The sequence below is a fragment of the Acinetobacter gerneri DSM 14967 = CIP 107464 = MTCC 9824 genome (assembly GCF_000368565.1).
GTDB lineage: Bacteria > Pseudomonadota > Gammaproteobacteria > Pseudomonadales > Moraxellaceae > Acinetobacter > Acinetobacter gerneri.
This window is the reverse complement of record NZ_KB849545.1, coordinates 463,706-489,444: the sequence shown is the minus strand read 5'-3', so window position 1 is coordinate 489,444 and position 25,739 is coordinate 463,706. Positions and strand designations below refer to the sequence as shown.

General features: G+C 37.8%; 27 protein-coding genes, 1 pseudogene and 1 riboswitch. Of the genes and pseudogenes, 12 read left to right on the top strand and 16 right to left on the bottom strand.

Annotation, left to right across the window (positions count from 1 at the left end; all coding sequences use genetic code 11):
* The first annotated feature begins 46 nt into the window (after window positions 1-46).
* The 3 genes from F960_RS17405 to F960_RS17395 are packed head-to-tail and all read left to right on the top strand — an operon-like array spanning window position 47 to window position 2,442.
* Window positions 47-316, top strand: a complete 270-nt coding sequence (locus tag F960_RS17405; protein WP_004868148.1) for a FeoA family protein — start codon at window positions 47-49, stop codon at window positions 314-316.
* Window positions 313-2,175 carry a ferrous iron transporter B gene (gene feoB, locus F960_RS17400; RefSeq protein ID WP_004868147.1) on the top strand — a complete coding sequence of 621 codons (1,863 nt, stop codon included), beginning with the start codon at window positions 313-315 and terminating at the stop codon, window positions 2,173-2,175. The genes F960_RS17405 and feoB overlap by 4 nt, the downstream gene beginning before the upstream one ends.
* A 15-nt stretch (window positions 2,176-2,190) precedes the next feature.
* A complete protein-coding gene (locus F960_RS17395) occupies window positions 2,191-2,442 on the top strand; it encodes a DUF6587 family protein (RefSeq protein ID WP_004868143.1) in 252 nt (83 codons plus the stop codon).
* 78 nt (window positions 2,443-2,520) lie between these two features.
* On the opposite strand, the gene F960_RS17390 is transcribed toward F960_RS17395, so the two are convergent.
* The 7 genes and pseudogenes from F960_RS17390 to F960_RS17360 form a co-directional block, all read right to left on the bottom strand.
* The gene (locus F960_RS17390) at window positions 2,521-2,952 is read right to left on the bottom strand and encodes a hypothetical protein (RefSeq protein ID WP_004868140.1); all 432 of its coding nucleotides are present in this window, start codon (window positions 2,950-2,952) and stop codon (window positions 2,521-2,523) included.
* A 24-nt stretch (window positions 2,953-2,976) separates the two neighbouring features.
* Complete coding sequence (locus F960_RS17385; RefSeq protein WP_004868138.1) at window positions 2,977-3,411, bottom strand: hypothetical protein; 435 nt, start codon at window positions 3,409-3,411, stop codon at window positions 2,977-2,979.
* Window positions 3,412-3,435: 24 nt separating this feature from the next.
* Window positions 3,436-3,870: a hypothetical protein gene (locus F960_RS17380; protein WP_004868137.1), complete on the bottom strand. Its 435-nt coding sequence runs from the start codon at window positions 3,868-3,870 to the stop codon at window positions 3,436-3,438.
* A 24-nt stretch (window positions 3,871-3,894) separates the two neighbouring features.
* The gene (locus F960_RS17375; RefSeq protein WP_004868134.1) at window positions 3,895-4,335 is read right to left on the bottom strand and encodes a hypothetical protein; all 441 of its coding nucleotides are present in this window, start codon (window positions 4,333-4,335) and stop codon (window positions 3,895-3,897) included.
* Between the two features lie 95 nt (window positions 4,336-4,430).
* Window positions 4,431-4,901: a hypothetical protein gene (locus tag F960_RS17370; protein ID WP_004868132.1), complete on the bottom strand. Its 471-nt coding sequence runs from the start codon at window positions 4,899-4,901 to the stop codon at window positions 4,431-4,433.
* Window positions 4,902-5,461: 560 nt separating this feature from the next.
* Window positions 5,462-5,734, bottom strand: a pseudogene (locus F960_RS17365) (PAAR domain-containing protein); the annotation flags it as partial.
* A gap of 12 nt (window positions 5,735-5,746) precedes the next feature.
* Complete coding sequence (locus tag F960_RS17360) at window positions 5,747-6,181, bottom strand: PAAR domain-containing protein (protein ID WP_004868128.1); 435 nt, start codon at window positions 6,179-6,181, stop codon at window positions 5,747-5,749.
* 292 nt (window positions 6,182-6,473) lie between these two features.
* Between F960_RS17360 and murD the strand changes: the two genes are divergently transcribed.
* Both murD and ftsW read left to right on the top strand, forming a co-directional pair.
* Window positions 6,474-7,820, top strand: coding sequence for a UDP-N-acetylmuramoyl-L-alanine--D-glutamate ligase (gene murD / locus F960_RS17355; protein ID WP_004868126.1), 1,347 nt, complete (start codon window positions 6,474-6,476; stop codon window positions 7,818-7,820).
* A gap of 30 nt (window positions 7,821-7,850) precedes the next feature.
* The gene (gene ftsW, locus F960_RS17350; protein ID WP_004868123.1) at window positions 7,851-9,047 is read left to right on the top strand and encodes a putative lipid II flippase FtsW; all 1,197 of its coding nucleotides are present in this window, start codon (window positions 7,851-7,853) and stop codon (window positions 9,045-9,047) included.
* Window positions 9,048-9,074: 27 nt separating this feature from the next.
* Here the strand turns inward: ftsW and F960_RS17345 are convergent, their stop codons facing one another.
* The 7 genes from F960_RS17345 to F960_RS17315 form a co-directional block, all read right to left on the bottom strand.
* Window positions 9,075-9,302, bottom strand: a complete 228-nt coding sequence (locus F960_RS17345; protein WP_004868120.1) for a zinc-ribbon domain-containing protein — start codon at window positions 9,300-9,302, stop codon at window positions 9,075-9,077.
* 85 nt (window positions 9,303-9,387) lie between these two features.
* Window positions 9,388-10,251 carry a tRNA glutamyl-Q(34) synthetase GluQRS gene (gluQRS, locus tag F960_RS17340; RefSeq protein WP_004868117.1) on the bottom strand — a complete coding sequence of 288 codons (864 nt, stop codon included), beginning with the start codon at window positions 10,249-10,251 and terminating at the stop codon, window positions 9,388-9,390.
* A gap of 61 nt (window positions 10,252-10,312) precedes the next feature.
* Window positions 10,313-10,837, bottom strand: coding sequence for an RNA polymerase-binding protein DksA (gene dksA, locus F960_RS17335; RefSeq protein ID WP_004868116.1), 525 nt, complete (start codon window positions 10,835-10,837; stop codon window positions 10,313-10,315).
* A gap of 210 nt (window positions 10,838-11,047) precedes the next feature.
* Entirely contained in the window at window positions 11,048-11,857 is an 810-nt protein-coding gene (gene cpdA / locus F960_RS17330) for a 3',5'-cyclic-AMP phosphodiesterase (RefSeq protein WP_004868114.1), read from the bottom strand.
* Window positions 11,844-12,488, bottom strand: coding sequence for an NUDIX domain-containing protein (locus F960_RS17325; protein ID WP_020846436.1), 645 nt, complete (start codon window positions 12,486-12,488; stop codon window positions 11,844-11,846). Before F960_RS17325 ends, cpdA begins: the two co-directional genes overlap by 14 nt.
* Window positions 12,489-12,564: 76 nt before the next feature.
* On the bottom strand, window positions 12,565-14,451 hold the full coding sequence (gene thiC, locus F960_RS17320; protein ID WP_004868110.1) for a phosphomethylpyrimidine synthase ThiC: 1,887 nt from the start codon (window positions 14,449-14,451) through the stop codon (window positions 12,565-12,567).
* Between the two features lie 86 nt (window positions 14,452-14,537).
* A riboswitch (TPP riboswitch) is annotated at window positions 14,538-14,671 on the bottom strand.
* A gap of 502 nt (window positions 14,672-15,173) precedes the next feature.
* Entirely contained in the window at window positions 15,174-16,211 is a 1,038-nt protein-coding gene (locus tag F960_RS17315) for a hypothetical protein (RefSeq protein WP_004868108.1), read from the bottom strand.
* 383 nt (window positions 16,212-16,594) lie between these two features.
* Between F960_RS17315 and abuO the strand changes: the two genes are divergently transcribed.
* The gene (gene abuO / locus F960_RS17310; protein WP_004868105.1) at window positions 16,595-17,944 is read left to right on the top strand and encodes a multidrug efflux outer membrane protein AbuO; all 1,350 of its coding nucleotides are present in this window, start codon (window positions 16,595-16,597) and stop codon (window positions 17,942-17,944) included.
* 112 nt (window positions 17,945-18,056) lie between these two features.
* Window positions 18,057-18,779, top strand: a complete 723-nt coding sequence (gene phoU / locus F960_RS17305; RefSeq protein ID WP_004868103.1) for a phosphate signaling complex protein PhoU — start codon at window positions 18,057-18,059, stop codon at window positions 18,777-18,779.
* A 635-nt stretch (window positions 18,780-19,414) separates the two neighbouring features.
* On the opposite strand, the gene F960_RS17300 is transcribed toward phoU, so the two are convergent.
* Together F960_RS17300 and argH are read right to left on the bottom strand one after the other, a co-directional pair.
* Window positions 19,415-19,687 (bottom strand): oxidative damage protection protein, encoded by a 273-nt coding sequence (locus F960_RS17300; protein WP_004868102.1) that lies wholly within the window; start codon window positions 19,685-19,687, stop codon window positions 19,415-19,417.
* A gap of 11 nt (window positions 19,688-19,698) precedes the next feature.
* Window positions 19,699-21,147, bottom strand: a complete 1,449-nt coding sequence (gene argH, locus F960_RS17295; RefSeq protein WP_035372882.1) for an argininosuccinate lyase — start codon at window positions 21,145-21,147, stop codon at window positions 19,699-19,701.
* On the opposite strand from argH, the gene F960_RS17290 reads away from it, so the two are divergent.
* The 5 genes from F960_RS17290 to F960_RS17270 all read left to right on the top strand — a co-directional run bounded on the left by F960_RS17290 (window position 21,138) and on the right by F960_RS17270 (window position 25,739).
* Complete coding sequence (locus tag F960_RS17290; RefSeq protein ID WP_004868095.1) at window positions 21,138-22,277, top strand: sensor histidine kinase; 1,140 nt, start codon at window positions 21,138-21,140, stop codon at window positions 22,275-22,277. The genes argH and F960_RS17290 overlap by 10 nt on opposite strands.
* Before the next feature lie 57 nt (window positions 22,278-22,334).
* A complete protein-coding gene (locus F960_RS17285; RefSeq protein ID WP_004868092.1) occupies window positions 22,335-23,072 on the top strand; it encodes a LytR/AlgR family response regulator transcription factor in 738 nt (245 codons plus the stop codon).
* Between the two features lie 90 nt (window positions 23,073-23,162).
* On the top strand, window positions 23,163-24,089 hold the full coding sequence (hemC, locus tag F960_RS17280; protein ID WP_004868091.1) for a hydroxymethylbilane synthase: 927 nt from the start codon (window positions 23,163-23,165) through the stop codon (window positions 24,087-24,089).
* A 4-nt stretch (window positions 24,090-24,093) separates the two neighbouring features.
* A complete protein-coding gene (locus F960_RS17275; RefSeq protein ID WP_020846437.1) occupies window positions 24,094-24,873 on the top strand; it encodes a uroporphyrinogen-III synthase in 780 nt (259 codons plus the stop codon).
* The gene (locus tag F960_RS17270) at window positions 24,870-25,739 is read left to right on the top strand and encodes a hypothetical protein (RefSeq protein WP_004868085.1); all 870 of its coding nucleotides are present in this window, start codon (window positions 24,870-24,872) and stop codon (window positions 25,737-25,739) included. Before F960_RS17275 ends, F960_RS17270 begins: the two co-directional genes overlap by 4 nt.

Here is a 25,739-nt window from a genome sequence, read left to right as displayed (position 1 = left end):
GAATGTATAATGAAGTTAAATTCTGGTCGTTTTAGGATCTCCCACAGTGCGTTTGTCAGAGTTAAAAGTAAAGCAGACAGCTACCATTACCAAGGTAAATCGGCTCAATGATGCTGAGACTTCCCTAGATATGGTTGCAAGCCGTTTAGAAACATTAGGTTTTGTTCCTGGCACTCAGGTAAAAGTAATCACTAAAGGTTTTTTTGGTGGAGATCCTATCTTGATTCAAATCGGTTTTACCCGTTTTGCCTTACGTAAATCTGAAGCAGAAAAAATTGAAATTTCACAAAAAATCTTGGAAGGAGTTCCTGCATGAGTGATGCGCTTCGTATTGCCTTGGTCGGAAATCCTAACTGCGGTAAAACTTCATTATTCAACCATTTAACAGGTACTCGTCAAAAGGTCGCAAACTATGCAGGCGTGACCGTCGAACGTAAAGTGGGTAATTTTACTTTACCTTCTGGACGCGCTGTTCGTGTACTCGATTTGCCAGGAACGTATAGCTTAAATGCAACCAGTCCTGATGAAGCGATTACCCGTGATGTGGTACAAGGTAAAATCCAAGAAGAAGGGCAGCAAGACGCATTTTTATGTGTGGTAGATGCGACCAATTTAAAACTTCATTTGGGTTTGGTGCTTGAAGTCATCGCTTTAGGCAAGCCACTTTTGCTTGTCTTAAATATGATGGATGAAGCTCGCCGTCGTGGTATGCAGATCAATACTGAAAAATTGGCACAACGTTTGGGTGTTCCTATTGTGGAAACCGTTGCTGTTAAAAATGCAGGTATTGAAAATTTGATGGGTTCTTTGGAACAAGGCAAATTTCGTACACCAGATCATGAGTTGAGTGATGTCATTTTGACAGGTTCAAATCATGACAAGATCGAGCAAATCTTAAAAGATGTGGTGGTTTCGGTTGATCATGAAGATAAACGTACCGATTTCTTAGATAAAATATTTTTACATCCTGTTTGGGGCTTGGTTAGCCTTGCCTTATTGATGTTTATTGTGTTCCAAGCGGTTTTTGCTTGGGCTGCACCATTTATGGATGGTATTGAAGAATTATTTGCATGGTTAGGTGAGCAAATAAGTCCGTTGATTAGCCAACCTTTGCTACATAGTTTGATTGTTGATGGCATTATCGCGGGTGCGGGTAGTGTGGTGGTGTTCTTGCCACAGATTTTGATTCTATTTTTCTTTATCTTGGTGCTTGAAGAATCGGGTTATTTGCCTCGTGCAGCATTTTTGCTAGATAAATTGATGTACAAAGCTGGCTTAAGTGGCCGTGCTTTTATTCCACTACTTTCAAGTTTTGCCTGTGCTGTACCGGGCATCATGGCTACACGAAGTATCAATGATCCACGTGATCGTTTAACCACGATTTTTGTTGCGCCATTGATGACTTGTTCTGCACGTTTGCCAGTTTATGCTTTGCTGATTTCAGCATTTATTCCATCTAAAATGATCTGGGGTTTTTTAAACCTACAAGGTCTGGTTTTATTTGGCTTATATATGGCAGGGATTGTCAGTGCATTGTGTGTTTCTATGGTGATGAAGCTTTTCCAAAAAGACAAATCACAACATGCATTGTTGATGGAATTACCAAGTTATCGTATTCCTGATATGAAAAGTATCTGGATCGGCTTACTTGACCGTGCAAAAATTTTCTTAAAGCGTGTCGGCGGTATTATCTTCGCTTTATCTATTTTGCTTTGGTTCTTGTCGACCTTCCCTCAACCTCCAGAAGGCGGAACCTTACCTGCGATTGATTATAGTTTCGCAGGTCAGCTTGGTCATCTCATGCAGCCAATTTTTGCACCACTTGGCTTTAGCTGGCAGATCTGTATTGCATTGATTCCGGCAATGGCGGCTCGTGAAGTTGTTGTTGCTGCTCTTGGTACAGTTTATGCGTTGTCTGCGACCAATGATGATGCGATCGCTCAAGGTCTATCTCACCTTATTAGCGCACCGGGTACAGGTTGGTCTGTAGCGACTGGTTTATCGCTTTTAGTGTGGTTTATCTATGCGCCGCATTGTTTAGCGACTTTAGCAACCGTACGCCGTGAAACAGGTTCTTGGAAAACCGTTGCAATCATGACGGGTTATTTATTTGGCTTGGCTTATTTGATGGCGTTTTTGACTTATCAAATTGCCTCACGTTATTTCGGATTATAATCGAAGGAGCTTCTGATGATTGAGTTATTAATCGTTGCTGTTTTGGTCGTTTGGAGTGCAATAGTTGTCTTCAATAAGGTCTTTTCGAAAACAGCTTATGCCGTTTATTTAAAGCTTTCACAGGTTTTTGAAAAGCAAGGTTGGACGACTTTGGCAAAATGGATTAAACCTAAAATGGTTGCTGGTTGTGGTGGTAGTTGTGGTTGTGGCAGCAGTGAATCATCGGCACCTAAAAAAAACGAAATTCAAGCAGTGAAATGGAAATAGTCATTTTCACTTCAAAAAAGCCAATTCATCATGAATTGGCTTTTTTTATGATTTTTTCTACTCATGATTAGACGAGTGTTATGGCTTTTCAGGATCTAGATAAATGATACCGACATTTATTTTTCTATAATTATAAGTTCCAGATATATTCTCAGGAACTTGTTGCCAAACAAACTTAGAATAATCAATAGATTTTGGCTGGAAGCTTTCAAAATAAATATAAATTTGAGGAGCTATTTCACTGTATTTTTGAACATTTGGTTCTATGTAATAATAGCATTTAGTCTTTGGGGAGATAATAAAACAACCATTGTTATCAAGTTTGGTTGCGAACGTATTATCATCCGCAAGAGAATAACCTACATGACCAATAAGATGACTTAATGGTTTTTTGGTTTCACTACTATATAAGCATCCTTTTGTTTCTGGTGTGAGATATAAAGTTTTTTGTTCACATGCGATCAGGGAAAGACTAAAAAATAAAATTAGAAATAGTCTAAATTGTTTCACCTTTTCTCCCTCTTTTATCGTTCATTATGGCTTTTCAGGGTCTAGGTAGATAATGCCGAGATTTATTTTTCTATAATTATAAGTGCCAGATAGATTTGCAGGTAGCTGTTTCCATGAAAACTCTGAGTAATCAATTACTTTTGGGCTATAAGGCTGGACTCCAATATAGATGTGTGGTGGGATATCATTATACTTTTGTGTCTTTGGACTGAAAATATAGAACTCTTTTACAACTGGTAAAAGAGTAAATTTTCCTCCAGATTCAAGTTTAATTTGTGAGTCTTTTATAGCTGTAAGCCCATCAAATCCAACATTTGCCGTCAGATTATTTATCGGTTTTTTTGTTACGCTATCATAAATATAGCCTGTAGCTTCAGGAGTAAAATAAAGCGTCTTCTTTTCACATGCAATTAAGGAAAGACTAAAAAATAAAATTAGAAATAGTTTAAAATTTTTCACCTTTTTTTACTCTTTTATTGTTCATTATGGCTTTTCGGGATTAAGGTAAATGATGCCTAGATTAATTTTATTATGATGTTCAAAGTTAGCTTTCTCTTCTGGGACTTGCTTCCAGTAAAACGGTGCATAGTCAAAAAAATTACTTTGAAATTTTTCAAATTTTATATAAAGTCGTGCTCTAATACCATCATAAATTCTGACATTTGGTTGGAAAAAATAATATGATTTGGTGATTGGTTGGAGATTAAAGCTGCCGTCTTGATTTAGCTTTATTCCAATTACGTCAGCATCGGAAAAACCTTCAAAAATAATTTTTCCTATTTGACTACTTAAAGGTTTTTTTGTCACACTATCATAAATATAGCCTGTTGCTTCAGGAGTAAAATAAAGCGTCTTCTTTTCACATGCAATCAAGGAAAGACTAAAAAATAAAATTAGAAATAGTCTAAATTTTTTCACTTTTTCTCCCTCTTTTATCGTTAATTATGGCTTTTCGGGATCTAGATAAATAATTCCGACATTTATTTTTTTGAAATGAGAATAGCCTCGACTTTCAGAAGGAATCTGTTTCCAAGAAAACTGGGAATAATCTAAAATTTTTCCTTGATAATTTGGCAAATATATATATATCTGAGGTGGAATATAACTGTATTTACGAACATTTGGTCTTATAAAATAATAACTTTCAATTATAGGTTTTATGGTGAAGCGACCATCAATATCTAATTTTATATTAGGAGTATTATTATCAGGTAAAAAAAAGCCAACATGACCAGATAAATTACTTAAAGGTTTTTTTGTCACACTATCATAAATATAGCCTGTTACTTCAGGAGTAAGGTAAATGGTTTTCTTTTGATATTCTATGATGACTATAAAGATGAGGCTGCAAAACAAACTTAGAAGTAGCTTTCTTTTTTTCATTTTTCCCTCTTTTTACGGCAAATTATAGTTTTTAAAATTGTTTTCAACTTGTTGATTTATATTTTAAATATTAAAAATAAATTTTAGATTTAGACTCACAATTTTTTGTTGTAACAATATTCTTTAATATGTACATAGTCAAAAACCCTATATTTCTTTTGGATGTAAGTTGGTTGCCTTTTGTTAAGTATAAAAAAATCCTGATAAACTTTTATTCGCTCTGGAGTCAGTCCTTCACAAATAAGAATGTCTTCTAGATATTCAATATGATCACGATATGTTATTTCTTCTTCGTATTTGTTTTCTAATAAAAATAAACCATTCAAGACAAAAATATAATAATCAGAATTTTCTCTTTGAGCATTGATAATCCTTTGTTTTTCAAATTTTTCAAAAAGGAATTCAATCCAAAATTTTGGATAAATTCTATTTTTTTGAATAAAAACTATGGTGGCATAGTTTGTACCTAAAATTTTCTTTTCGGATGTAAAAGGATATATACTTAGAGCAATATAGAGCGTAAAAATAACTAAAATTGATAAAGGGATTAGAATAGCTTTTTTCATCTTTCATACCCTTTGAATTCAAGCTGATAATATGAAGAGTAATTATATTTTACTTGGTTTTTAATGGTTTGACGTATTTCTTGAAATCTTTCTACTGGATTTTTACTACTTCCAACTTTAAAATATTTTTGTCTTTCACTGTTGTTCCATAAACTATTAAATTTTTCTTTTACCTTCATTTCTAATAGGTCTTTTATTATAGTTTGCAGCAATATTTTATAAGTTGTTTTTGGTCCGATTGATGTTAAACTTTCAAAAATAGTTTGTATTATTCCCATACTTTCATCTGCATCTACGGCACTAAAGTACATGCGAGTAATTTCTTTTCTAACATTTAATGGAATTTCAGGCATTTGAGTTATAGGTCTATAAGATGGTGTGGGATCTGCTGCACTAATTTTATCTTCTCCCCATAATATAAATGTGATTAATCTACATTCTTCGGACGTTAGTATTTTTTGATCTTCTGTTAATGATTGCTTAGGCACTCTAGAGAAGTTTTCGATCATATTGTTTGGAATATCTAAATTTTGTTGTGTTTGATATTTTATGGAATATGGCGATGCCCCTCCACTATCCCCAACAACATGACTTTGCTTAGGTAAAACCCTTGCTCCGCATGTCAATTTATCGCCTGCATACGCAACAGGTTTCCCAAAGAAAATCACATGATCATGACTTTTAATAATCGTGGACCAGCATTTACATTTCGGACAGAAATGACCATCTCCAGCAAGTAAGAATAAATTTCCCATTTGAGAAGCTTTCATTTGAGTTGCTGGGATTATTCCACCATGATCTGTCATGGAGTTATGGATAGCAAAACCTTTCATTGGACTCTCCCATCAAAATGATTCATGGTCGAGAAAATCTTGAGGTTTAACAGCATCTGCATAGATTACAATTGCACAAGTTGTATTTGGACTTTCGATGATTTCATCATTATTGTCCAAAAGGTTCCCAACAATTGCTGTTGAAACTCCATCTATCATTTGCGCACAGTCAGCACCTGAAATGATTTTCGCTTTACTTCCATCTGGATACAGGACTTCATCACCTACACGAGCTATAGCTAAGTTTTGAACTAAAACACTATCGAAAGTTGCTTGTACGGTTCCCCCATTTTTGGTTTTTGAACCTTGAACAGCAATGTAATAAGATTTTTTAGGCTTATTTTGCCAATACAGCTGTTCTGCAATATGAATTTGCTCAATTTCTTCTAAGCTCAGTTGCTGATAGATTTCAGGACCAAGCTCATGTAAAAAAACCGGACTTGTCATTTGATATTCCCCAATATTTAAAATATTTATGTTAAATAAATCAAAGTTTATAAAATTAATGAGATTTATTATTAAGTTATTGAAAATTAAAATTATATTTAATTTTGAGCATAATCTGATTTTGTATATTTGCAATCATTATTTTTCAAAATTCATTTTATCTTGCTGAGCTAATTCATTTTTTACGCACTGACACAAAAAATTGATAAGAAAATGCAAACATAAAAAGCTTTCAAATCGACAAAGTGCTAACATTTTGCAAGTTTCATTCATTACATGCTGGTAGGGCAAAATGTTAATACAACGTGGTGGCTTAAAAGCCGTAGCAGGTCTGGGTATTTCAGGTGTTTCAGCTGTTAATTTTTTACATGAACATGGCTATCGCGTTGCTGTAACAGATTCTAGGGCAAATCCACCTGGACATGACAAAATTGCCAGTGATGTGCAAACCAGTTTTGGTAAATTGGATGAAGATCTGTTGTTGCAAGCTGAAGAAATTGTGATTAGTCCGGGATTAGATCCACAGCTTCCTGAAATCCAAGCAGCGCTTGCCAAAGGAATCCCTGTGGTCAGTGAAATCCAGATTTTGCGCCGTGCAACAGATAAGCCTATCGTAGGGATTACAGGCTCTAATGCCAAAAGTACCGTGACAACTTTGCTCGGTCTAATGGCAAAAGATGCAGGACTTAAAGCAGCAGTGGGCGGAAACTTGGGACGTCCAGCACTTGATTTGACTCATGATGATCCAGAAATTTATATCTTGGAATTGTCGAGTTTTCAGTTAGAAACCACTTCGAATCTTGCCGCAGAAGTTGCTGTTGTACTCAATATGAGTGAAGATCATCTTGACCGTCATGGTGATATGGCAGGTTATCATGCTGCGAAACATCGTATTTTCCAAGGCGTTAAAAAAGTCGTCTATAACCGTGATGACTCATTGACACGCCCATTGGTGCCCGATGTGACACCAATGCAAAGTTTTGGCTTAAATGCGCCAGATATCAATCAATTTGGTGTTTTAAGAGAAGACAATGGCACACTTTGGTTGGCTCGTGGTCGTGAAAAATTGCTGAAAAGCTCTGAAATGTATATTCAAGGTACGCATAATGTTGCCAATGCATTGGCTTGTTTAGCGCTTGGTGAAGCGATTGGCTTGCCGATGGATTCAATGCTCAATACTTTAAAACAATTTAAAGGTTTGGAACATCGCTGCGAATTTGTCAAAGAGATCGATGGTGTTCGTTATTATAATGATTCTAAAGGTACAAATATCGGCGCAACTTTAGCTGCGATCGATGGTTTGGGCGCTGCGATTGAGCCTCAAAATGGGCAGGTTGCGATTATTTTAGGTGGACAGGGTAAAGGTCAGGATTTTACTGCCTTACGCAATTCACTTGAAAAATACGCCAAAGTTGCCGTATTGATTGGTGAAGATCGTCCGATCATCGAGCAAGCGATACAAGGAACAACTACACTTTTACACGCATCAAGTCTAAAAGAAGCAGTAGAATTGTGTCAGCAAAATACTCATGCTCATGATGTGGTATTACTTTCTCCTGCGTGTGCAAGTTTTGATATGTTCTCAGGCTATCCTGAACGTGGGCACAAATTTGTTGAATACGTAAATCAATTAAATTAAAAATGAAAGAATCGTCATAAGGAAAAGTCTATGGCTGGGTTAGCTCAGACAACGATGAATAAGGTAAATGAAGTCTATAATAAATGGGCACCGAAATTACCTGCAGAAATGACCACACGAAATACATTGATCTTTTGTGTGCTCTGTTTGCTGTGTATCGGTTCGATTATGGTGGCTTCGGCTTCGATGCCTTATGCAGAATATATGCATCAAAATCCATTTCATTATCTGATTCGACATGGTATTTCGATTGTTATTGCTGCGACTGCTGCTGCTATAACGTATCGGATTTCACTAGAAAAATGGTTTAACAATACCTTTCCTTTGTGGATTATTACCATTCTTCTTTTGATTATGGCATTGGGTGTCGGGACAGAGGTCAATGGTTCGACCCGTTGGATTAAAGTCGGTGGCTTTACTTTGCAGCCGACTGAGGTTGCCAAAGTGATGATGGCGATCTTTACGGCTGACTATGTGGTACGCCGTGCCAAAGAGGTTCGTAATAGTTGGTCTGGTTTGATTCGACTGGGCTTAGTGATGATGATCACGGTCGGGTTGATTTTGGCTGAGCCAGACTTGGGTGCGACAGTGGTCATCGGTTTGATGATGCTTGGGGTGTTCTTCCTTGCAGGTGCGCCACCGATTCAGTTCCTATTCTTCTTTGGGGCATCGATCACAGGCATCATTATCTTGGTTCTATTTGAACCGTATCGTTTGAAACGGGCATTGTCATTTACTGATCCTTGGGCGGATCCATTGGGTACTGGTTATCAGCTTTCCAATGCGTTAATGGCATTTGGTCGAGGTGAATGGTTTGGTACAGGGCTGGGGCACAGTGTACAAAAACTTTCTTATTTACCTGAAGCACATACCGACTTTATGTTGGCGGTATTGGGTGAAGAGTTTGGTTTCTTTGGAATCAGCGCAGTACTGATCTTGTCATTTTTGATGTTGGCTTGCTGTATCCGTGTTGGGCAACGTGCATTGAAAAACCAATACTTACGTGCAGGATATTTGGCTTATGGTATTGCCATTATTTTCCTCATGCAGATCTTGGTAAATGCAGGCATGAACATGGGCTTGATGCCGACCAAAGGTTTGACCTTACCCTTTATTAGTTATGGGGGAACGTCATTGATGATGTGTGCAGTCATGATCAGTCTGGTACTCAAAATTGATGCAACAACGCAAAATGTCAATCCAAGTATAGAAGAATCCAGTTTCTAATAAAAAAGAGAGCTTCGGCTCTTTTTTTTAATTTTGGTTTTCTAAAACCATATGTGGCATTTGAGTATGACAGTTTAAGCAGGTCACTAAACCTGTTTTGGCTTTGCCCAAAGGAATTAATGGAATAAAAAATAATGAAAAAAATTGACGTTGAACTTTAATTTCATAAGCACAACGTGTTTTACAAACAGGGCAGAGGAATTGCCCTGTTTCTGTTTTAATGGTTCTTGGAGCTACACCAAAAATAAAAAACATAAGATGCTCAAATGGAGGGATTGATCCAATATAGCGTTGCATTATGGGTGAATCAATAAGATAGCCGAGACAAATCAGCTGCCGTTTATAAATATGTTCCTGAAAGTTCTGTCCCAGTTGGAATGCGTGAAATATCCCACTGTTTGACGGCTTGAGCCAACATGACGGATGGACGATCCAAATCTACAGTCTCTTGTCCCAAAGCTTGTATCGCTTGCTGAAGCAGTTTTGGTGCCTGTTTAGGATCAATGGCATGAGCTAGATTTTGTTTTGAAAGTTTTTGACCTTGATCATTCATCGCCAAAGGCAAGTGCATGTAGTCTAGCTGAGGATAATTGAGCAGTGAGCCAAGCCAGATTTGTCGTTCAGTATTATCTAACAAATCTGCGCCACGCACGACGTGGGTGATGCCTTGTAGATAATCATCAACCACCACAGCCAATTGGTAGTTGATAATGCCATCCCGACGTTTAAGCACAAAATCACCCAAATCCTGCATCAGATTGGCGCAATGCCGTCCCTGAAGTCGATCATCAAAACAAATATCTTGATCAGAAACTTTGACGCGTATGGCTTGTTGCTGAAAAGCTAATTTTAAATCTCGGCAAGTACCAGCATAGATGGCATTGGAACCCAACATTTTACGGGTACATTGGCAGGCATAAACGAGATTTTTATTTTTCAGTTCTTGGATGACATTTTCATAAATGTCCAAGCGATCTTTCTGGAAAATGATCGGAGCATCAGATTCAAATTCAAAAGCATCAAGACATGCCAGAATATGCGCTTCACTGCCGGGATATATGCGGGGAATATCGGTATCTTCGATACGGACGAGCCATTTGCCATGATGGGCTTTGGCATCACAGTAACTTGCGACTGCGGTAATCAGTGATCCGAAATGCAAAGGGCCGGTTGGCGAGGGCGCAAACCGACCTGAATACATCATCCTTTCATTCCCCTCCTGATTTAGAGAGGGGCTTAAAGAAGGATTGTTTATCAGCACAGTATTAACCGTTGTTTTGCTTCTCTTTGATCTCAGCCAAAGTTTTGCAATCAATACATAAAGTCGCTGTTGGACGAGCTTCTAAACGACGTAAACCGATTTCGATACCACAAGTTTCACAGAAACCGTAGTCATCATTTTTGATCGCTTCAATTGATTGCTCAATTTTACGGATCAATTTACGTTCGCGGTCACGTGTACGAAGTTCAATGGCAAACTCTTCTTCTTGAGTTGCACGGTCATTTACATCTGGAAGAGAAGAAGATTCGTCCTGCATGGTATTTAGGGTACGATCGACTTCTGACATCAACTCAGCTTTCCACGCAAGTAAAATTTTGCGGAAGTGCTCAAGTTGCCCCTCAGACATATATTCTTCATTTTTCTTCGGTTGATAAGGCTCAATACCAAATAGGCTCGCAGTAGAACCGCCTTCTGTAGCCTTTGGCTTAGTCTTACGCACGCGTTTTGCAGCTTGGTTATCTGCAAGTTCAGTATCATCTAAGACTTGATTTTGGTTGTCATTCGCCATAAAGGGCATTCCTCATCATATACGTATCTATTTTTACGTAAAAAATATGGTGATATGCAAGTGTTTTTATTCTCGATAAGTGTGAACACCTATCAGGGGTCGTCATCATATAGAGTTTTCAACAAATATGAAAGTCACCAAAATCATTTTTCACTACTGCACCAACACTATAGGTTGCTTAACATAAATGAAAAATCACTTTTTGAAAAGCTAATATCCTGATATTTCTTTATTAATTTTAGGGTTGTAATCCTTCAATCGATATACTTTTGTAGAATATTGCCCATCAGATTTTAAATGTAAACAACGGTAACCAGGCGCGATATCATCAAAGGCAAAATCATCACTACGTGGCTTAAATTGTACAAAAGTTGATGGGGTAGATAAAAATTCGGTGTTATGCCAAGCGTTTATGGACTCCTGATGCACATGACCAAAAACAACCAATTTCACGTGATTGTATTTAGATAGAAGCTGCTTTAAATCAGTGGTATTTTTTAAAATATGCTGATCAATCCATTTGGAATGCATAGAAAATGGATGATGATGACAGGCCAAAATGACATGTCGATCTTGGTTGTTTTCCAACAAAGTATTTAATCTTTCGAGATGCTCATGATCAAACCAACCATCAATTTTCCCCGTGACTGCGCTATTGAGCAAAATGATTTGCCACGCCCCTAAATCAACTACTGTTGGTTCTGGTAGGGCGGTTGCAAAGGGAAGTTTCTCGATGTCATCATGGTTGCCCGGCACTTGAAAAAAAGGCACTGCAAACTGCTGCATATAATCGAGATAGCGCTGATAAGTTTCAGTTTTTGCATTTTGTGCCAAATCACCAGTATGGATGATGGCATCAATATGTGGAAAGTTTTTGCGAATATCATCCATGACCGCATGAAAGCCATGCTCTGGATTGACCTGTACAAACTCTTCTTTGGGGTCTTGTAGTAAATGCGTATCAGTAATTTGAATAATAATTTTGTCGGTAGAGCTTTCTAATTGTTTAGCTTTCGTCATGTCTTACCCCCAAGACATTTGATCGTCCTTTGATATGTTGATAAAGCCATTGCAATGCCATGATCACAGGAGCATTACGTAAACGTGTGCTTTTAAGCAGGCTTTCAACTGCCGTATATTCGATAATATGTAATTGAATATTTTCGCCTTCACCCTCTACACCAAAAATACCGCCTTGTTCGGGCAATTGGGTTTCTGCACTATATAGATGAAAAATTTCATTACATGCACCAGCAGAAGGATAAAAAGTAAATAAATGTTGTGGATCGTTGATCACGCAACCTGATTCTTCCTGACATTCACGGATAATACAGGTTTCAGGTGATTCATCACCGTCCAAGACACCAGCAATAATTTCTAGCTGCCAAGGTGAATCTTGATCGTTTAATGCACCAACACGAAATTGTTCGATTAAGGCAAATTTTTGCTGTTGGTCATCATAAAGTAATGCGCCAGCAGCCTCTTTACGACCGATCAGTTCGCGGCTAATCACAGGTGTATAGTCTTTTTGATTGAATAGACGATGTCTGAATTCGACTTTTTCTACTTGCACAAAGCCTTTATAAATATTTTCACTTGAAATAATTTCAACGTCGGTATGATTATAAGTAGCTTTAGTAATAATGCTCATAATTTCAATCAGGATGGAACGATGATTATTCCATCCTAACTGAGAAAATGCTGAACTCAAATCTTTTTTTAGAGTTTTACACTTTGTGGTATAACTTTTGCCCATGTTCTTGATAAACAGATTTCATGGTTTCAAATCCATCTTTAACCAACTCAGCATTTTGTGCTGTATTTTGTTGATTTTGTGCATAATCACGTACATTTTGTGTGATTTTCATCGAACAGAATTTAGGCCCACACATAGAGCAAAAATGTGCTGATTTGTGTGCTTCTTTTGGCATGGTTTCGTCATGCATGCTACGTGCCGTGTCGGGGTCTAAGCTCAAGTTAAATTGATCTTCCCAACGGAATTCAAATCGTGCTTTGGACAATGCATTATCGCGAACTTGTGCGCCCGGATGACCTTTTGCAAGATCAGCAGCATGAGCAGCAATTTTATAGGTGATAATGCCGTCTTTGACATCCTTTTTGTTTGGCAAACCTAAATGCTCTTTTGGCGTGACGTAGCAAAGCATCGCCGTACCATACCAGCCAATCATCGCTGCACCAATCGCTGAGGTAATATGGTCATAACCTGGTGCAATATCTGTAGTGAGTGGACCAAGAGTATAAAATGGCGCTTCTTTACAGACTTCAAGCTGCAAGTCCATATTTTCCTTAATCATGTGCATAGGTACATGTCCCGGACCTTCGATCATGACTTGCACATCATGTTCCCAAGCGCGATGGGTCAATTCACCCAAAGTTTTTAATTCGCTAAATTGTGCTTCATCATTGGCATCTTGAACACAACCCGGACGTAGACCATCACCCAAACTAAATGACACATCATAAGCTTTCATGATTTCGCAGATTTCATCGAAATGGGTATAAAGGAAGTTTTCCTCATGATGTGCCAAACACCACTGCGCCATGATCGATCCGCCACGTGACACAATCCCTGTGAGGCGATTGGCTGTGAGCGGTACATAACGTAAAAGTACGCCAGCATGAATGGTAAAATAATCTACCCCTTGCTCAGCTTGCTCAATCAAAGTGTCTTTAAAAATTTCCCAAGTTAGATCTTCAGCCACACCATCGACTTTTTCCAAAGCTTGGTAAATGGGAACAGTACCGATAGGGACAGGCGAGTTACGGATAATCCATTCACGTGTTTCATGGATGTTTTTACCTGTCGATAAATCCATAATCGTGTCAGCGCCCCAACGAGTTGCCCACGTCATTTTCGCTACTTCTTCATCAATTGAAGAGCCGAGCGCAGAGTTACCGATATTGGCATTGATCTTGACCAAGAAATTGCGACCAATAATCATGGGTTCGATTTCAGGATGGTTGATATTGGCTGGGATGATTGCACGACCTTCAGCCACTTCTTGGCGAACAAATTCAGGCGTGATTTCCGTTAGGTTTTTTGCACCAAAGTTCTGTCCTGCATGCTGACGCATATCGATATTTTCATGTTGGCGAAGATTTTCACGGATCGCGATATATTCCATTTCTGGGGTGATAATGCCTTGTTTTGCATAATGCATTTGTGTGACATTTTTGCCTTGTTTGGCGCGACGTGGTTTTGAAATGTGGGCAAAACGAATATTGGCAGTACGAATATCTTTTAAGCGTTCTTGACCAAAAGCAGAGCTTAAGGTATCCAACATTTCAGTATCTTGGCGTTCTTCGATCCAGCTTTCACGAACATTTGGCAGACCTTTATTGAGATCAATACTGATCTTTGGATCGGTATATACCCCAGAAGTGTCATAAACCATAATCGGTGGATTTTTTTCACCGCCTAATCCTGTAGGTGTATCAGTCAATGCAATTTCACGCATTGGAACTTGGATATCTGGGCGAGAACCTTGAATATAGACTTTTTGTGAAGCGGGTAAAATACGAGTCAGATCTTTTGCATCTTGCTCATGTTGAGCTGCAAGATCATTTGAAGAAAGATTCGTTAATTGGTTCATAGCATGATCCTTATGAATGACATCAACGAATCAAGCACGACCAAAAACGTGGCATTATTATCTTATAGATAAATTTATAGCATATTGTTTTTAAGCGGCTTGATTCCTACGCAGGTCTTAACCTGATCAGGTTCAACGGTACTTGTGCTTAAGTTATTGCAAACAAATGAAAAACTTACACAATCTCAGCGAGGTATTACTCGCGCTCCGTCAAGCTAAAGAGATACTAGCATGTAATTCGGCTAAAAACATGGCAGAAAATTTTATAATTTTGGATTTTGTAAAATGAATGACGTTTAAAAGACTTCTTTCATAGATTAAATAATGATCAAGTGTTTGGGTGAAAAGTATCGCACTGTCACATTTGCTGTGGGTCATTTAATTTACTTTGCGTAGACAATCTTTCTTACTTTGTTTTCGGACAAAGTAAGCAAAACCATTTGTCGAACAAATGGGCATACATCCCTGTAGCCCTTGTTCGACGGACGGCATCCTGCCTTAATTGCAAATTTTATTATGTTTTTAAGCAAAATGATTAGCATAGAAAATTGAGCAAAAAATGACTTAGCAAGAACTCTAAAGTTGATGTTTTAATTTTTCGATTCTAAGTTTGAAATGTCATGCGATTGCTTATGTTTTTTTATTTTCAAATAAAAAGCCTAGAGCAACATTTTTCAGTTGAACTAGGCAAGAAGATTTTATTTTAACTGAGTGTTAGAGCATCACTGATCTTGTTGTTGATCTGTTTGCTCGGGGTTATCAGATGGCTTTTGTTGATCATCATCAAAAGGTGGGACTAGACCAAATTTACTTTGTAGATCGTGGTTATAGCGTGTTTCAAGTTGTTGATCTTGCTCATCACTATTTTGTGAATGGATCTTGATCCATTGCATTTGATTGGACTGCACATAGCTCATATATTGTTTGGCAAGTGCGCCTGATGGTGTATCACTTTTACTTAAGGTTTTGATCGCAAACCAAGCTTTAGGATTGATGTAATTATTTTCATGAGCATCAAATACTGAGCTATTTTCAACACCAAAGAATAAATAAGACTGATATAGCTTTAAGCGAGCTTTGGCATCAGCACTAAAATGTTCATTTGGGTGGTGTGCGATATAGCGTTCCCAAACCAAGATCCAACTTGCTAAAGTGCTAAAATCAACAGCCAAAGTAGAATCTTTGACTACAGCACCATTGGCAATTTTTTCTTCCAAATACTGCTGTTCAAAGAAAGATAAGTCAGCTTTGTTTAGATAAGGTCCGAAGAGATCAATTTTATATTTGGCAGTACGATAAATATCGTGCCCATCATCGCCTACGTCATATTCTTGAAGATATAAATCTCTGAAATGATCAATCATGTATTGTTCATCATCATCAAAGTTATTGTAGGTGCTTTTTAGGTCTTCGGCTGAGATGCCTGAGTTTGGATTTTTAGCATTGAAGATATAATTGATCACTTCATCAGAAGTATTGTCCAATAAATTGCTATAAATATCTTCAGATGCTTTCAACCAAGCATAGCGTTGTTGCATGCTCAATTGAGGGACGCAGGTTTTGACCAGATCATTGAATTCACTGACCGCTTCAGGATCCCAATCATCCATATATTGAGACAAGCCTTTATCGACTTCATTACACATGATTTTTGAAGCTTGGTTTTGATCGGCAGATTCGGCTTTATTTTCTTGTTTTTGGCAAGCACCAAGAATGAATAAGCTTAAAAAAATACTGAAAATTTTAAGGTTTCTTTTCATTAACAAATCTCTAGCCTTCAAAGTCTGCGCCAACATGCTGCCTGCATTTTAGCTGAATTAAAATCTTGGAGATATATTTTATATTAAGAAGAAGCGTTAGTTTATTTAACTCTTTGATGTCGTGAAATATTAAGTTTAGAAAATGTGTGAATTGTGCAAAACATTGAAAAATTGTAATACTCAGACAATTTGCTAAATCAATTTGAAAAAAGAGTATTTTGAACAAAATCAATATTGAAATATAACGAACTGCGATGTTAAAAATGTAATATATTCTATGAGATATCAAAAAAATGTTAGTGCAAAAGATTTGCTTACTTTAAGTTATTAGATAATGTTTTATTACCCATTTTGATTAATCAGGTTTCGAGCATGGAACATCAATGAATAAAAAAATATATATCGGGATAAGCATTTTATTGATGAGCTCATGGGGACATGCGCTAGATGTGTTGGAAGCCTATCAACGAGCGCAAATGACCGATCCAAATTGGCAGGCCAATCTTTATCAATATCAAGCAGATCAGTTAAATTTGGGTATTGCCCAAGGGGCGCTTTTACCTACGGTGACTTTATCTGGAAATATCACTCGTAAACATCAAGATATGAAGCAGTTTTCATTTCCAAATGTAGACGGTAGTGGATTTAATGCCAATGATTTGGTTGCAACAACATCCACCACTCGACAAATTGCATTGACAGCAAGGCAACCACTTTTTCGTATGGATGCGTGGGAGGGTTATAAACAAGTTAAAACCTCAGTTGCATTGAGTGAAGTCACCCTAAAATTACAGCAACAACAGCATATCTTGAGTGTGGCAGAAGCTTATTTCAACGTCTTACGTCAACAAGCCCTGAGCCTGACCAATGTACAAGAGGAAAAAGCATTACTTGAACAGCTCAATATGATGAATGCCAAGCTACGAGAGGGTTTAGTTGCACGAAGTGATGTTGGTGAGGCCAATGCACAATATCAAAATGCACGTGCTAATCGGATCGCTACAGGTGTGCAATTGCTTTTGGCACAGGAGCAATTGGCACAGCTCATCGGACCTTATCAAGAGAAATTGGCAGTTCTACGTGACGATTTCCAATATCAAAAGCCAATCCCTGCTGCATTTGAGGACTGGAAAAATTTGGCGCAAAGCCAAAACCTCGATATTTTGCAAGCACGTATGCAACGTCAATATGCTGAAGATCAACGAAAAGTGGAAAAAGCTGCACTTTATCCACAGTTGGATGCGGTTGCTAGTTACGGATTCAATAAACAAAGTCCAGAAACCATGATTACTGGAAATGGTCAATTTGATCAGATTGGTGTGGAGATGAATTGGAATGCTTTCGATGGAGGGCGAACCAAAAAGTCGATACAAAAAGCTGCAGTCAATGTGCAAAAAGCAGATGCCTCTTTGAATGCAGCGATCCGAAAAGCCAATACTGATGTTAAAAAATCATTCTTGCAGGTCGAAACAGATGAAGCAACTTTGCAGGCTCGAAAAGCTGCATTAGAGTCATCAACTTTGGTATCGAATGCGTCCAAAGCACAATACAATGAAGGTTTAAAAAGTATGGTTGATGTATTACTTGCGCAGAGAAATGCATTTTCGGCAAAGCAAGACTATGTCAACGCACAATATGACTATGTATTAAACGTACTCAAATTAAAAGCATCGGTTGGTCAACTGACTGAAAAAGATTTACAAGAAATGAATGCTTGGTTGGTGATGAAATAGTTATGAAATGAGTTCTAAGCAAAAAACAAATGATTGTCATAATAGTTTCACAATTTATGTATTAAATAATAACATGACTATAGTCTTTTTTTTATGCGTGGAGTGACGACCCTTGAGCAACAACAATCCTGTATTTAGCCATCATATTTCTTCTCAATTTAATGAAGATTTACAAGGTGTAAATACCAAATTTATGACCATGGGTGGTTTAGTTGAGCAACAGGTTGCCAACGCGATTCATGCATTATTGGACACCAATGCTAACTTAGCGATTGATGTTCAGTTTCAAGACAATGTGGTCAACAAATACGAAAGAGAAATTGATGAAAGTTTGACGCTGATTTTAGCTCGCCGTCATCCTGCTGCAATTGATTTACGTATGGTAATTGCCATGAGTAAAGCCAATACCGATCTTGAGCGTATTGGTGATGAAGCAGCGAAGATTGCTCGTATCGCACAAAACTTATGTGAAGAGGGTGAGTCTCCTCGTGGTTATATGGAAACTCGTCACATCGGAAACCAAGTGCGTGTCATGATCCATGATGCATTGGATGCTTTTGCGCGTTTAGATGCAGAGCAAGCCTTGAATGTATTGCTGGCAGATGCTGATATTGACCGTGAATACCAATCTGCAACTCGCACTTTGATGACGTATATGATCGAAGATCCTCGACATATCTCACGTGTGATCAATGTAATGTGGGTGCTTCGTTCGCTTGAGCGTATCGGCGATCATGCACGAAATATCTCAGAACAAGTGATCTATATGGTGAAAGGTTTGGACGTACGCCATACCAACATCGAAGAGATCGAAGAAAAAGTACAACGTGGTTAATATTTAACTAAGCGTTTGTCGATATAAAAAGCTCCATAAGATATGGGGCTTTTTTATTTTGGAAAAATCACCATCGTTTTGTTGATATTGATTAAAAAATATTAATAATAAATTTTAGACAAAAAAATTCCTAGATTTTGGGGGAAATCTAGGAAGAAAAATTTGCCATCGTTAAATGGCGTAGACTATGTTTATGTCATAGGAAAAGTATATGAAATTTATTCGAAACAATCATGCATGTATTGTATGTAGTTCTGTAATTTTATTTCGCGAAATGTAAATATTTTGAACGAGTAGTCAATTAAGTACATTATCATTTTGTTTATACAGTATAAAAAATATTCGTAAATATCATTCTTTTTATAAGATGAAAATAATGCACTTAAAAAAATGTATGAAAAGTTAAGTGAATAATAAATTTTCATTTCAAATTTTGATGGTTATTTTTTAGAGAAATTTTTGATCCTATAAAACTTAATCTATTCACGTGAAAAATGAATTGTTTAAAATAAATAATCATTGTTAAAAAACCGAAGCCTGAGCTTCGGTTTTGAGTGAACGATCATTGTGTTGCTAAAAGCCTACGCGCAGCATAGCTGCTTGTCTTGCGGCGTGGCGGAGCAGCGCTCCACTTATCACGCCTCAGGCTTCCAACCTTCAGCTGTTTCAACACTTTCATCATTGCTAAAGAACTTCTCACGTTGTTCTTCTAGAAATTTCTTTGCTTCTGGTTCAAACACATTTAAGCGCTTTTCATTGATCAGCGTGGTTTGGTGTTTTAACCATTCCTGCCAAGCTTGTTTCGAAACATGATTGAAGAGTTCTTCACCTTTGGCACCTGGGAATGGTGCAAAGTCTAAACCTTCCATTTCTTTTTGATATTTACGGCAAAAAACTTGTCGAGACATATCAAAACTCCTTAAGCATAAAGTTTTTCAAGACGAGCATAAGCGCGAGCAATCGCAGCTTCAACTTGTGCTGGTGCAGTACCACCAATATGATTACGTGCATTGACAGAAGCTTCTAAAGTAAGCGCTTTTTCAAATACATCTGCACTAATCAAATCAGAGAATTGTTGTAATTGTTCAAGTGAAAGTTCAGATAAATCTTTGGCTTCTTGAACACCAAGAGCAACAGCTTTTCCGACGATTTCATGTGCATCACGGAACGCAACACCTTTTTTCACCAAGTAATCGGCAAGGTCAGTCGCAGTTGAGAAGCCGCGAAGTGCTGCTTCACGCATGATGTCGATATTTGGAATGAGTGCAGGAATCATATCTGCAAATGCCATTACCGAACCACGTACGGTATCAATCGCATCAAATAATGGTTCTTTGTCTTCTTGGTTATCTTTGTTATAAGCCAAAGGTTGACCTTTCATGAGTGTTAATAAACTCATCAAATCACCATAGACACGACCTGTTTTACCACGGATTAACTCAGGAACATCTGGGTTTTTCTTTTGTGGCATGATTGAAGAACCCGTACAAAAACGGTCTGGGATATTCACAAATTTAAACTGAGCAGATGTCCAAAGAATCATTTCTTCTGACATACGTGATAAATGCATCATGATTAAGGATGCAGCTGCATTGAACTCGATACCAAAATCACGATCAGATACTGCATCCAATGAGTTTTCAGCAACAGCTTCAAAACCTAAAAGTTCAGCTGTATAAGCACGATCGATTGGGTAAGTTGTTCCAGCAAGTGCAGCAGAACCAAGTGGCATACGATTGACACGTTTACGGCAGTCAATCAAACGCTCACTATCACGGACTAACATTTCAAACCAAGCCATTAAATGATGACCAAAAGTCACAGGTTGAGCTGTTTGTAAATGGGTAAAACCAGGCATGATGGTTGCAGTATTTTTCGCTGCTAAACCTAAAATACCTTTTTGTAATTTTTCTAATAATTTTAAGATTTCGTCAATTTCATCACGTACATAAAGACGGATATCTGTTGCAACTTGGTCGTTACGACTACGACCTGTATGTAATTTTTTACCAGTGATACCAATACGATTGGTCAAACGAGACTCAATATTCATGTGCACATCTTCTAAATCGATGCGCCATTCAAAGTTTCCTGCTTCGATTTCTGCTTTAATAGTGTTTAAACCAGAAATAATATCGTCGCGTTCTTGATTCGTCAGTACGCCGACTTTAGCAAGCATCGTTGCGTGTGCAATTGAACCTGCGATGTCTTGTTTATAAAAACGTTGGTCAAATTGAACAGAAGCCGTGAACTCAGCAACAAAAGCATCAGTTGCTTCTGAAAAACGACCACCCCACATTCCAGAGGTTTGGTTTTGAGTTGGGGTACTTGTGGAATTAGAACTTGGGGAATTTGCAGATGTGGTCATATTGGCTCGGTAAAATAAAAGAGAGTATATCAAATTCAGACCGAATTGCCGAAGCTTTAGGGAATGAATTGGATCCTGTACAGGGGCATGATTTCAATCGCTCCTATTTTTTTACGAAAATTGGCAGATGGCAACATTTAATCGAATTATTTGTGGCAAGTCACGTTTTAGCATTGGTGATTGCATTGGCTGAAGCACAGGCTTGGTCACGTTTAAATGTGCTTAAAATTTTCCATTATGTCTTGTTTATCAACTGGATATTGATTGCATTTGCAGTTGTGATCAGTTGTTTGAAAAATAAACTCAGAAAGCTTAATATGATAGGCGCTTTGATATTGAGCTTTATTATTTTACAAATCATTATCTTAGTCACAACTTTGCTGTTAAATGTGCTCAGCTATTGGGGGCAAGACCATTTTTTTGAGCATTTTAGTTTCATTTCTTTGCTCGATCAGCTCAGTTTAAATTTGGCTTATGGTGTTTTGCTCGGTGCATTTTGTTTGCGTTATTTATATGTATTAGAGCAGTGGTATAGACAACAACATGGCGAATTAAATGCGCGCATTCAGGCGATGCAAGCTCGGATTCAACCGCATTTTTTATTTAATAGTTTAAATAGTGCTATAAGTTTGATCAGTATTGATCCTGATAAAGCAGAACGAGTCATTCTCAATTTATCCAAACTTTTTAGGGCAAGTTTTCAAGAGTTTCGACTGGTTTCACTGCAAGAGGAGCTGGATTTATGTAAAAAATACATTGCAATAGAAGAAATACGTTTAGGGGATCGACTAAAAGTTGAGTGGAAATTACCTGAAAATGAAGCTTTAAAGCAGGTAAAAATTCCTTTATTGACTTTGCAACCATTATTGGAAAATAGTATTTTTCATGGTGTGGAGAAAAAAATAGTCGGTGATTCGATTGGGGTATTGGTAGAAATATTAAAAAATCAAGTCACTATAGTCATTACTAACCCTAGTACAATGGGTAAAATAAAATCAAGACAAGGACATGGAATCGCTCTTGAAAATGTAAAACAGCGTCTAAAAGCACATTTTGGATCGTCTTTACAGTTTCAAAGTCATTTGGCGAATGGTTTCTTTACAATATTGATTCGTTACCGATACAAATAAGAAAAAGCTCAGATTAACCAAAAAAAGACTGAAGTTAAATGAGCGAAAGGAGGAAGGATGGATATCCTAATTTGTGATGACGAGCAACTTGCAGTCGCTCGCTTGACGCGTTTAGTCACGCAATTAGGTCACCAAGTCGTTGCAACAGTAAATCATGGTTTGCAGGTCATTGAATCTGTGAAACAAAAAAAGCCAGATGTGGTGTTGCTCGATATTCAGATGCCTGAGATGGATGGGTTGGCTTGTGCGCAAATGTTAAGCCAAATGCAGCCGATGCCAGCAATTATTTTCTGTACTGCTTATAGTGAACATGCCTTAGAAGCGATTCAAGCACGTGCAAATGGATATTTATTAAAGCCAATCGAGTTACAAGAATTAAAAACGGCTTTAGATCAAGTAACGGAGCTTAATCAAGCTCAAATGACAACCTTAGAAAAAGAACAGATCATGGAAGAAAAAGTACAACGTCAACAAATTGTTGCGAAAACTTATCGTGGTGTAGAGCTGATTCCGATTGAAAATATCTATTATTTTCTGGCAGATCAAAAATATGTCACAGTTCGCCATAAAAATGGCAGTGTCTTGATTGATGAAACCCTGAAGGATCTTGAGTCTGAGCTCGCGGAGCGATTTGTTCGTATCCATCGCAATGCCTTGGTTGCTCAAGAGTATATCGATGGTTTGGAAATGGTGAGTTCAGGGCAATATCAGGTCAGGATTCGAGAAATTCCAGAAAAACTTTCAGTCAGTCGCCGTCATCTCGCTGCACTTAGAGAAAAAATGCAGAATTTATAAAGTCTGCATGGCAGCCTTGGCAAGATTTCACTTGCATTTTTGAGATAGCAGGTTAAGTTTAGTCTATTGTTATTTTAATGATCTAAAATTATGAAGACCCTGAAAATTGCAACACGACAAAGTCCTTTAGCATTGTGGCAGGCGGAGCATATCCGTGATCGTCTTGAAGCTTTGCATGATGGATTGAAAGTTGAATTGGTTACATTTGTAACTCAGGGGGATAAAATCTTAGACACGCCATTGGCAAAAATTGGCGGTAAAGGATTGTTTGTAAAAGAGTTGGAAGCGGCTTTGCTAGATGGTCGTGCTGATATTGCAGTGCATTCGATGAAAGATGTACCGATGCAATTGCCTGAAGGGCTGGAGCTTGCGATTATTTGTGAGCGTGAAGATCCGTATGATGCGTTTGTTTCCAATCAATATGAAAATTTTGCCGATTTGCCACAAGGTGCAAAATTAGGTACTTCGAGTTTGCGCCGTAAATGCCAAATCTTGAAACAACGTCCAGATTTAGATGTGATTGATTTACGAGGCAATGTTGGAACGCGTTTATCAAAACTAGATGCAGGTCAATACGATGCGATTATTTTGGCAAGTGCAGGTTTAAAGCGTTTGGAATTGCAGCAACGTATTCGTCATGTACTTGATCGTGATGTGAGTTTGCCAGCAGTCGGGCAGGGTGCATTGGGGATTGAATGTCGTAGTCATGATGCTGAGATTTTGGATTTGATCATGCCTTTGATGCATACGGATACCAATGTCTGTGTTCGTGCAGAACGTGCTTTTAATGCTTATCTTGAAGGTGGGTGCCAAGTTCCAATCGCAGGATTTGCAACGCTTGAAAATGGGCAAATTCATTTAGAAGGTCGTGTGGGTAGCGTTGATGGAGAAACCTTATTGGTCTCTAAAGTCATCGGTGAAACACAACAAGCAGAACAGCTCGGTGTTCAGTTAGCCAAGCAATTGCTTGATCAGGGCGCAGGTGAGTTACTCAAAGCGCTGTATAAGCAAGAATAATTCGATGTTATTCATCAATACTCGTCCAGTTGAACGCAGAGATACCCTGAGTAAGCGCATGCTTGCATCAGGGTTTGATGTGTTTGAGCTTCCTCTTTTGGCTTTAAGTGCGCTGGATTATTCAAAAACACTGGAAAAGTTGTATCAGCAACTCAGTGATACACAATTGATCGTGGTGGTGAGTCCTTTTGCAGTTGAAGTGGGAATGCGTTATTTGCAAAAGAGTGGCATTTCTATCCAAGACCTTGACCACATTAAATGGGTTTCAGTTGGGCAAACGACCCAAAAAGCATTATTGGCTTATGGTATTGAAAGTCATATTCCTGAAGTTGAAACCTCGGAAGGGATGTTGGATTTGGATATTTTTAAGCAGCAAGAGCTTGAAAAAGTTGCTTTTTGGCGAGGTGAAGGTGGACGCCAATTTATGATGCAACATCTCATTGATCGTGGCGTTGAGGTACTCAATTTTTTACTCTATCAACGCCATTGCCCTGAGAGTAGTGTTGTCGATTTCCCAGTTTTAAAATCGAAAATCGAGCAAACACATGACGGTATAGTGATGTGTATCACAAGCGAAGCAAGCTGGAACAACTGGTTAAAACTTTGTGAAAATGATCTTGAATTATTGCAAAGTTGCCATTATTTAGTTTTGGGTCAGCGTTTGTACCAAATATTGCAACATGATAAAAAGCTGAAACAAATTTATTTTAATTTTACTCAGGTTGATCGACTTGAGCCTGATATATTGATTGCAGAAATTGCAAAATTGCCAAGGTTATTATGAAGAAGTTTTATTATTTGATGGTTTGTTTAGCTTTGCTTTGGATGGTAAAGCTTAGCTTTGATAATAATCAAACTTCCAAAAGCTTGGAAAGCTTGCAAAATGATTTGCATCAAAGTGAACAAAACAATGCCAATTTGAATGATAAAATCGTGGCATTACAACGAGCAATCGTTACGGATCAGCCAAAACAAGAAACTAAAAACACTGAGAAAAATACTCAACAACAAAATACTCAACAATTAAATGGCTCGCAACAAAAAGCAATTCTGATTACACCGACTGTTTTGGTTCGCCAGCAATTAGACTTAATTCAATTTGCCATATCGCAGCAACAATATGTTTTAGCTTTGGATAAAATGAGCCAGCTACAACAAAATATTGAGCATTATGATTTGGCAGATACCCTGAAACATAGTTTGTTGCAAGCAATTAATAAAGACAAAGCCAGTATCCAACAGTTTGTCGTGGCTCAGAGACAGCAACAAGATATGTTTGATGAAACACTCAATCAAATTGATCTTGCGCTTACACGTGAGATCCAGAGCAAAAACTTAAATCCTGCCAAACTTGAAACAAAGCATTTTTGGCAGAAATGGTTTCAAATAGATTCTGTTTCTGAAGCACCTGTAGATTTGATGTATCGTAAAGTTGTTTTAAAAGAAATCCAATTCCGTGTGTTATTGGCAAAGAACGCATTATTTAAAGGTCAAGTCACAGAATTTCAAAATAACTTGGATTTGGCGATCGATTTATTTAAACAATTACCAGATAGCAATAGTCAAAGAATAAAAAATAAAATTGAAAAACTGCGTCACTTAGAGGTTTTACCTACACCAAAATTAAACGCGATTGCATTATTAGGCTAG

Bases quoted from the DNA above. Each gene is read 5' to 3' on its own strand.
- F960_RS17275 (WP_020846437.1), top strand. From the start codon at position 24,094: ATGTTATTCATCAATACTCGTCCAGTTGAACGCAGAGATACCCTGAGT.
- cpdA (WP_004868114.1), bottom strand. From the start codon at position 11,857: ATGACGAAAGCTAAACAATTAGAAAGCTCTACCGACAAAATTATTATT.
- murD (WP_004868126.1), top strand. From the start codon at position 6,474: ATGTTAATACAACGTGGTGGCTTAAAAGCCGTAGCAGGTCTGGGTATT.
- F960_RS17345 (WP_004868120.1), bottom strand. From the start codon at position 9,302: ATGTTTTTTATTTTTGGTGTAGCTCCAAGAACCATTAAAACAGAAACA.
- F960_RS17300 (WP_004868102.1), bottom strand. From the start codon at position 19,687: ATGTCTCGACAAGTTTTTTGCCGTAAATATCAAAAAGAAATGGAAGGT.
- F960_RS17290 (WP_004868095.1), top strand. From the start codon at position 21,138: ATGTGGTCATATTGGCTCGGTAAAATAAAAGAGAGTATATCAAATTCA.
- F960_RS17375 (WP_004868134.1), bottom strand. From the start codon at position 4,335: ATGAAAAAAAGAAAGCTACTTCTAAGTTTGTTTTGCAGCCTCATCTTT.
- F960_RS17315 (WP_004868108.1), bottom strand. From the start codon at position 16,211: ATGAAAAGAAACCTTAAAATTTTCAGTATTTTTTTAAGCTTATTCATT.
- F960_RS17370 (WP_004868132.1), bottom strand. From the start codon at position 4,901: ATGAAAAAAGCTATTCTAATCCCTTTATCAATTTTAGTTATTTTTACG.
- argH (WP_035372882.1), bottom strand. From the start codon at position 21,147: ATGACCACATCTGCAAATTCCCCAAGTTCTAATTCCACAAGTACCCCA.
- gluQRS (WP_004868117.1), bottom strand. From the start codon at position 10,251: ATGATGTATTCAGGTCGGTTTGCGCCCTCGCCAACCGGCCCTTTGCAT.
- F960_RS17395 (WP_004868143.1), top strand. From the start codon at position 2,191: ATGATTGAGTTATTAATCGTTGCTGTTTTGGTCGTTTGGAGTGCAATA.
- feoB (WP_004868147.1), top strand. From the start codon at position 313: ATGAGTGATGCGCTTCGTATTGCCTTGGTCGGAAATCCTAACTGCGGT.
- F960_RS17285 (WP_004868092.1), top strand. From the start codon at position 22,335: ATGGATATCCTAATTTGTGATGACGAGCAACTTGCAGTCGCTCGCTTG.
- F960_RS17360 (WP_004868128.1), bottom strand. From the start codon at position 6,181: ATGACAAGTCCGGTTTTTTTACATGAGCTTGGTCCTGAAATCTATCAG.
- thiC (WP_004868110.1), bottom strand. From the start codon at position 14,451: ATGAACCAATTAACGAATCTTTCTTCAAATGATCTTGCAGCTCAACAT.
- hemC (WP_004868091.1), top strand. From the start codon at position 23,163: ATGAAGACCCTGAAAATTGCAACACGACAAAGTCCTTTAGCATTGTGG.
- dksA (WP_004868116.1), bottom strand. From the start codon at position 10,837: ATGGCGAATGACAACCAAAATCAAGTCTTAGATGATACTGAACTTGCA.
- ftsW (WP_004868123.1), top strand. From the start codon at position 7,851: ATGGCTGGGTTAGCTCAGACAACGATGAATAAGGTAAATGAAGTCTAT.
- F960_RS17270 (WP_004868085.1), top strand. From the start codon at position 24,870: ATGAAGAAGTTTTATTATTTGATGGTTTGTTTAGCTTTGCTTTGGATG.
- abuO (WP_004868105.1), top strand. From the start codon at position 16,595: ATGAATAAAAAAATATATATCGGGATAAGCATTTTATTGATGAGCTCA.
- F960_RS17325 (WP_020846436.1), bottom strand. From the start codon at position 12,488: ATGAGCATTATTACTAAAGCTACTTATAATCATACCGACGTTGAAATT.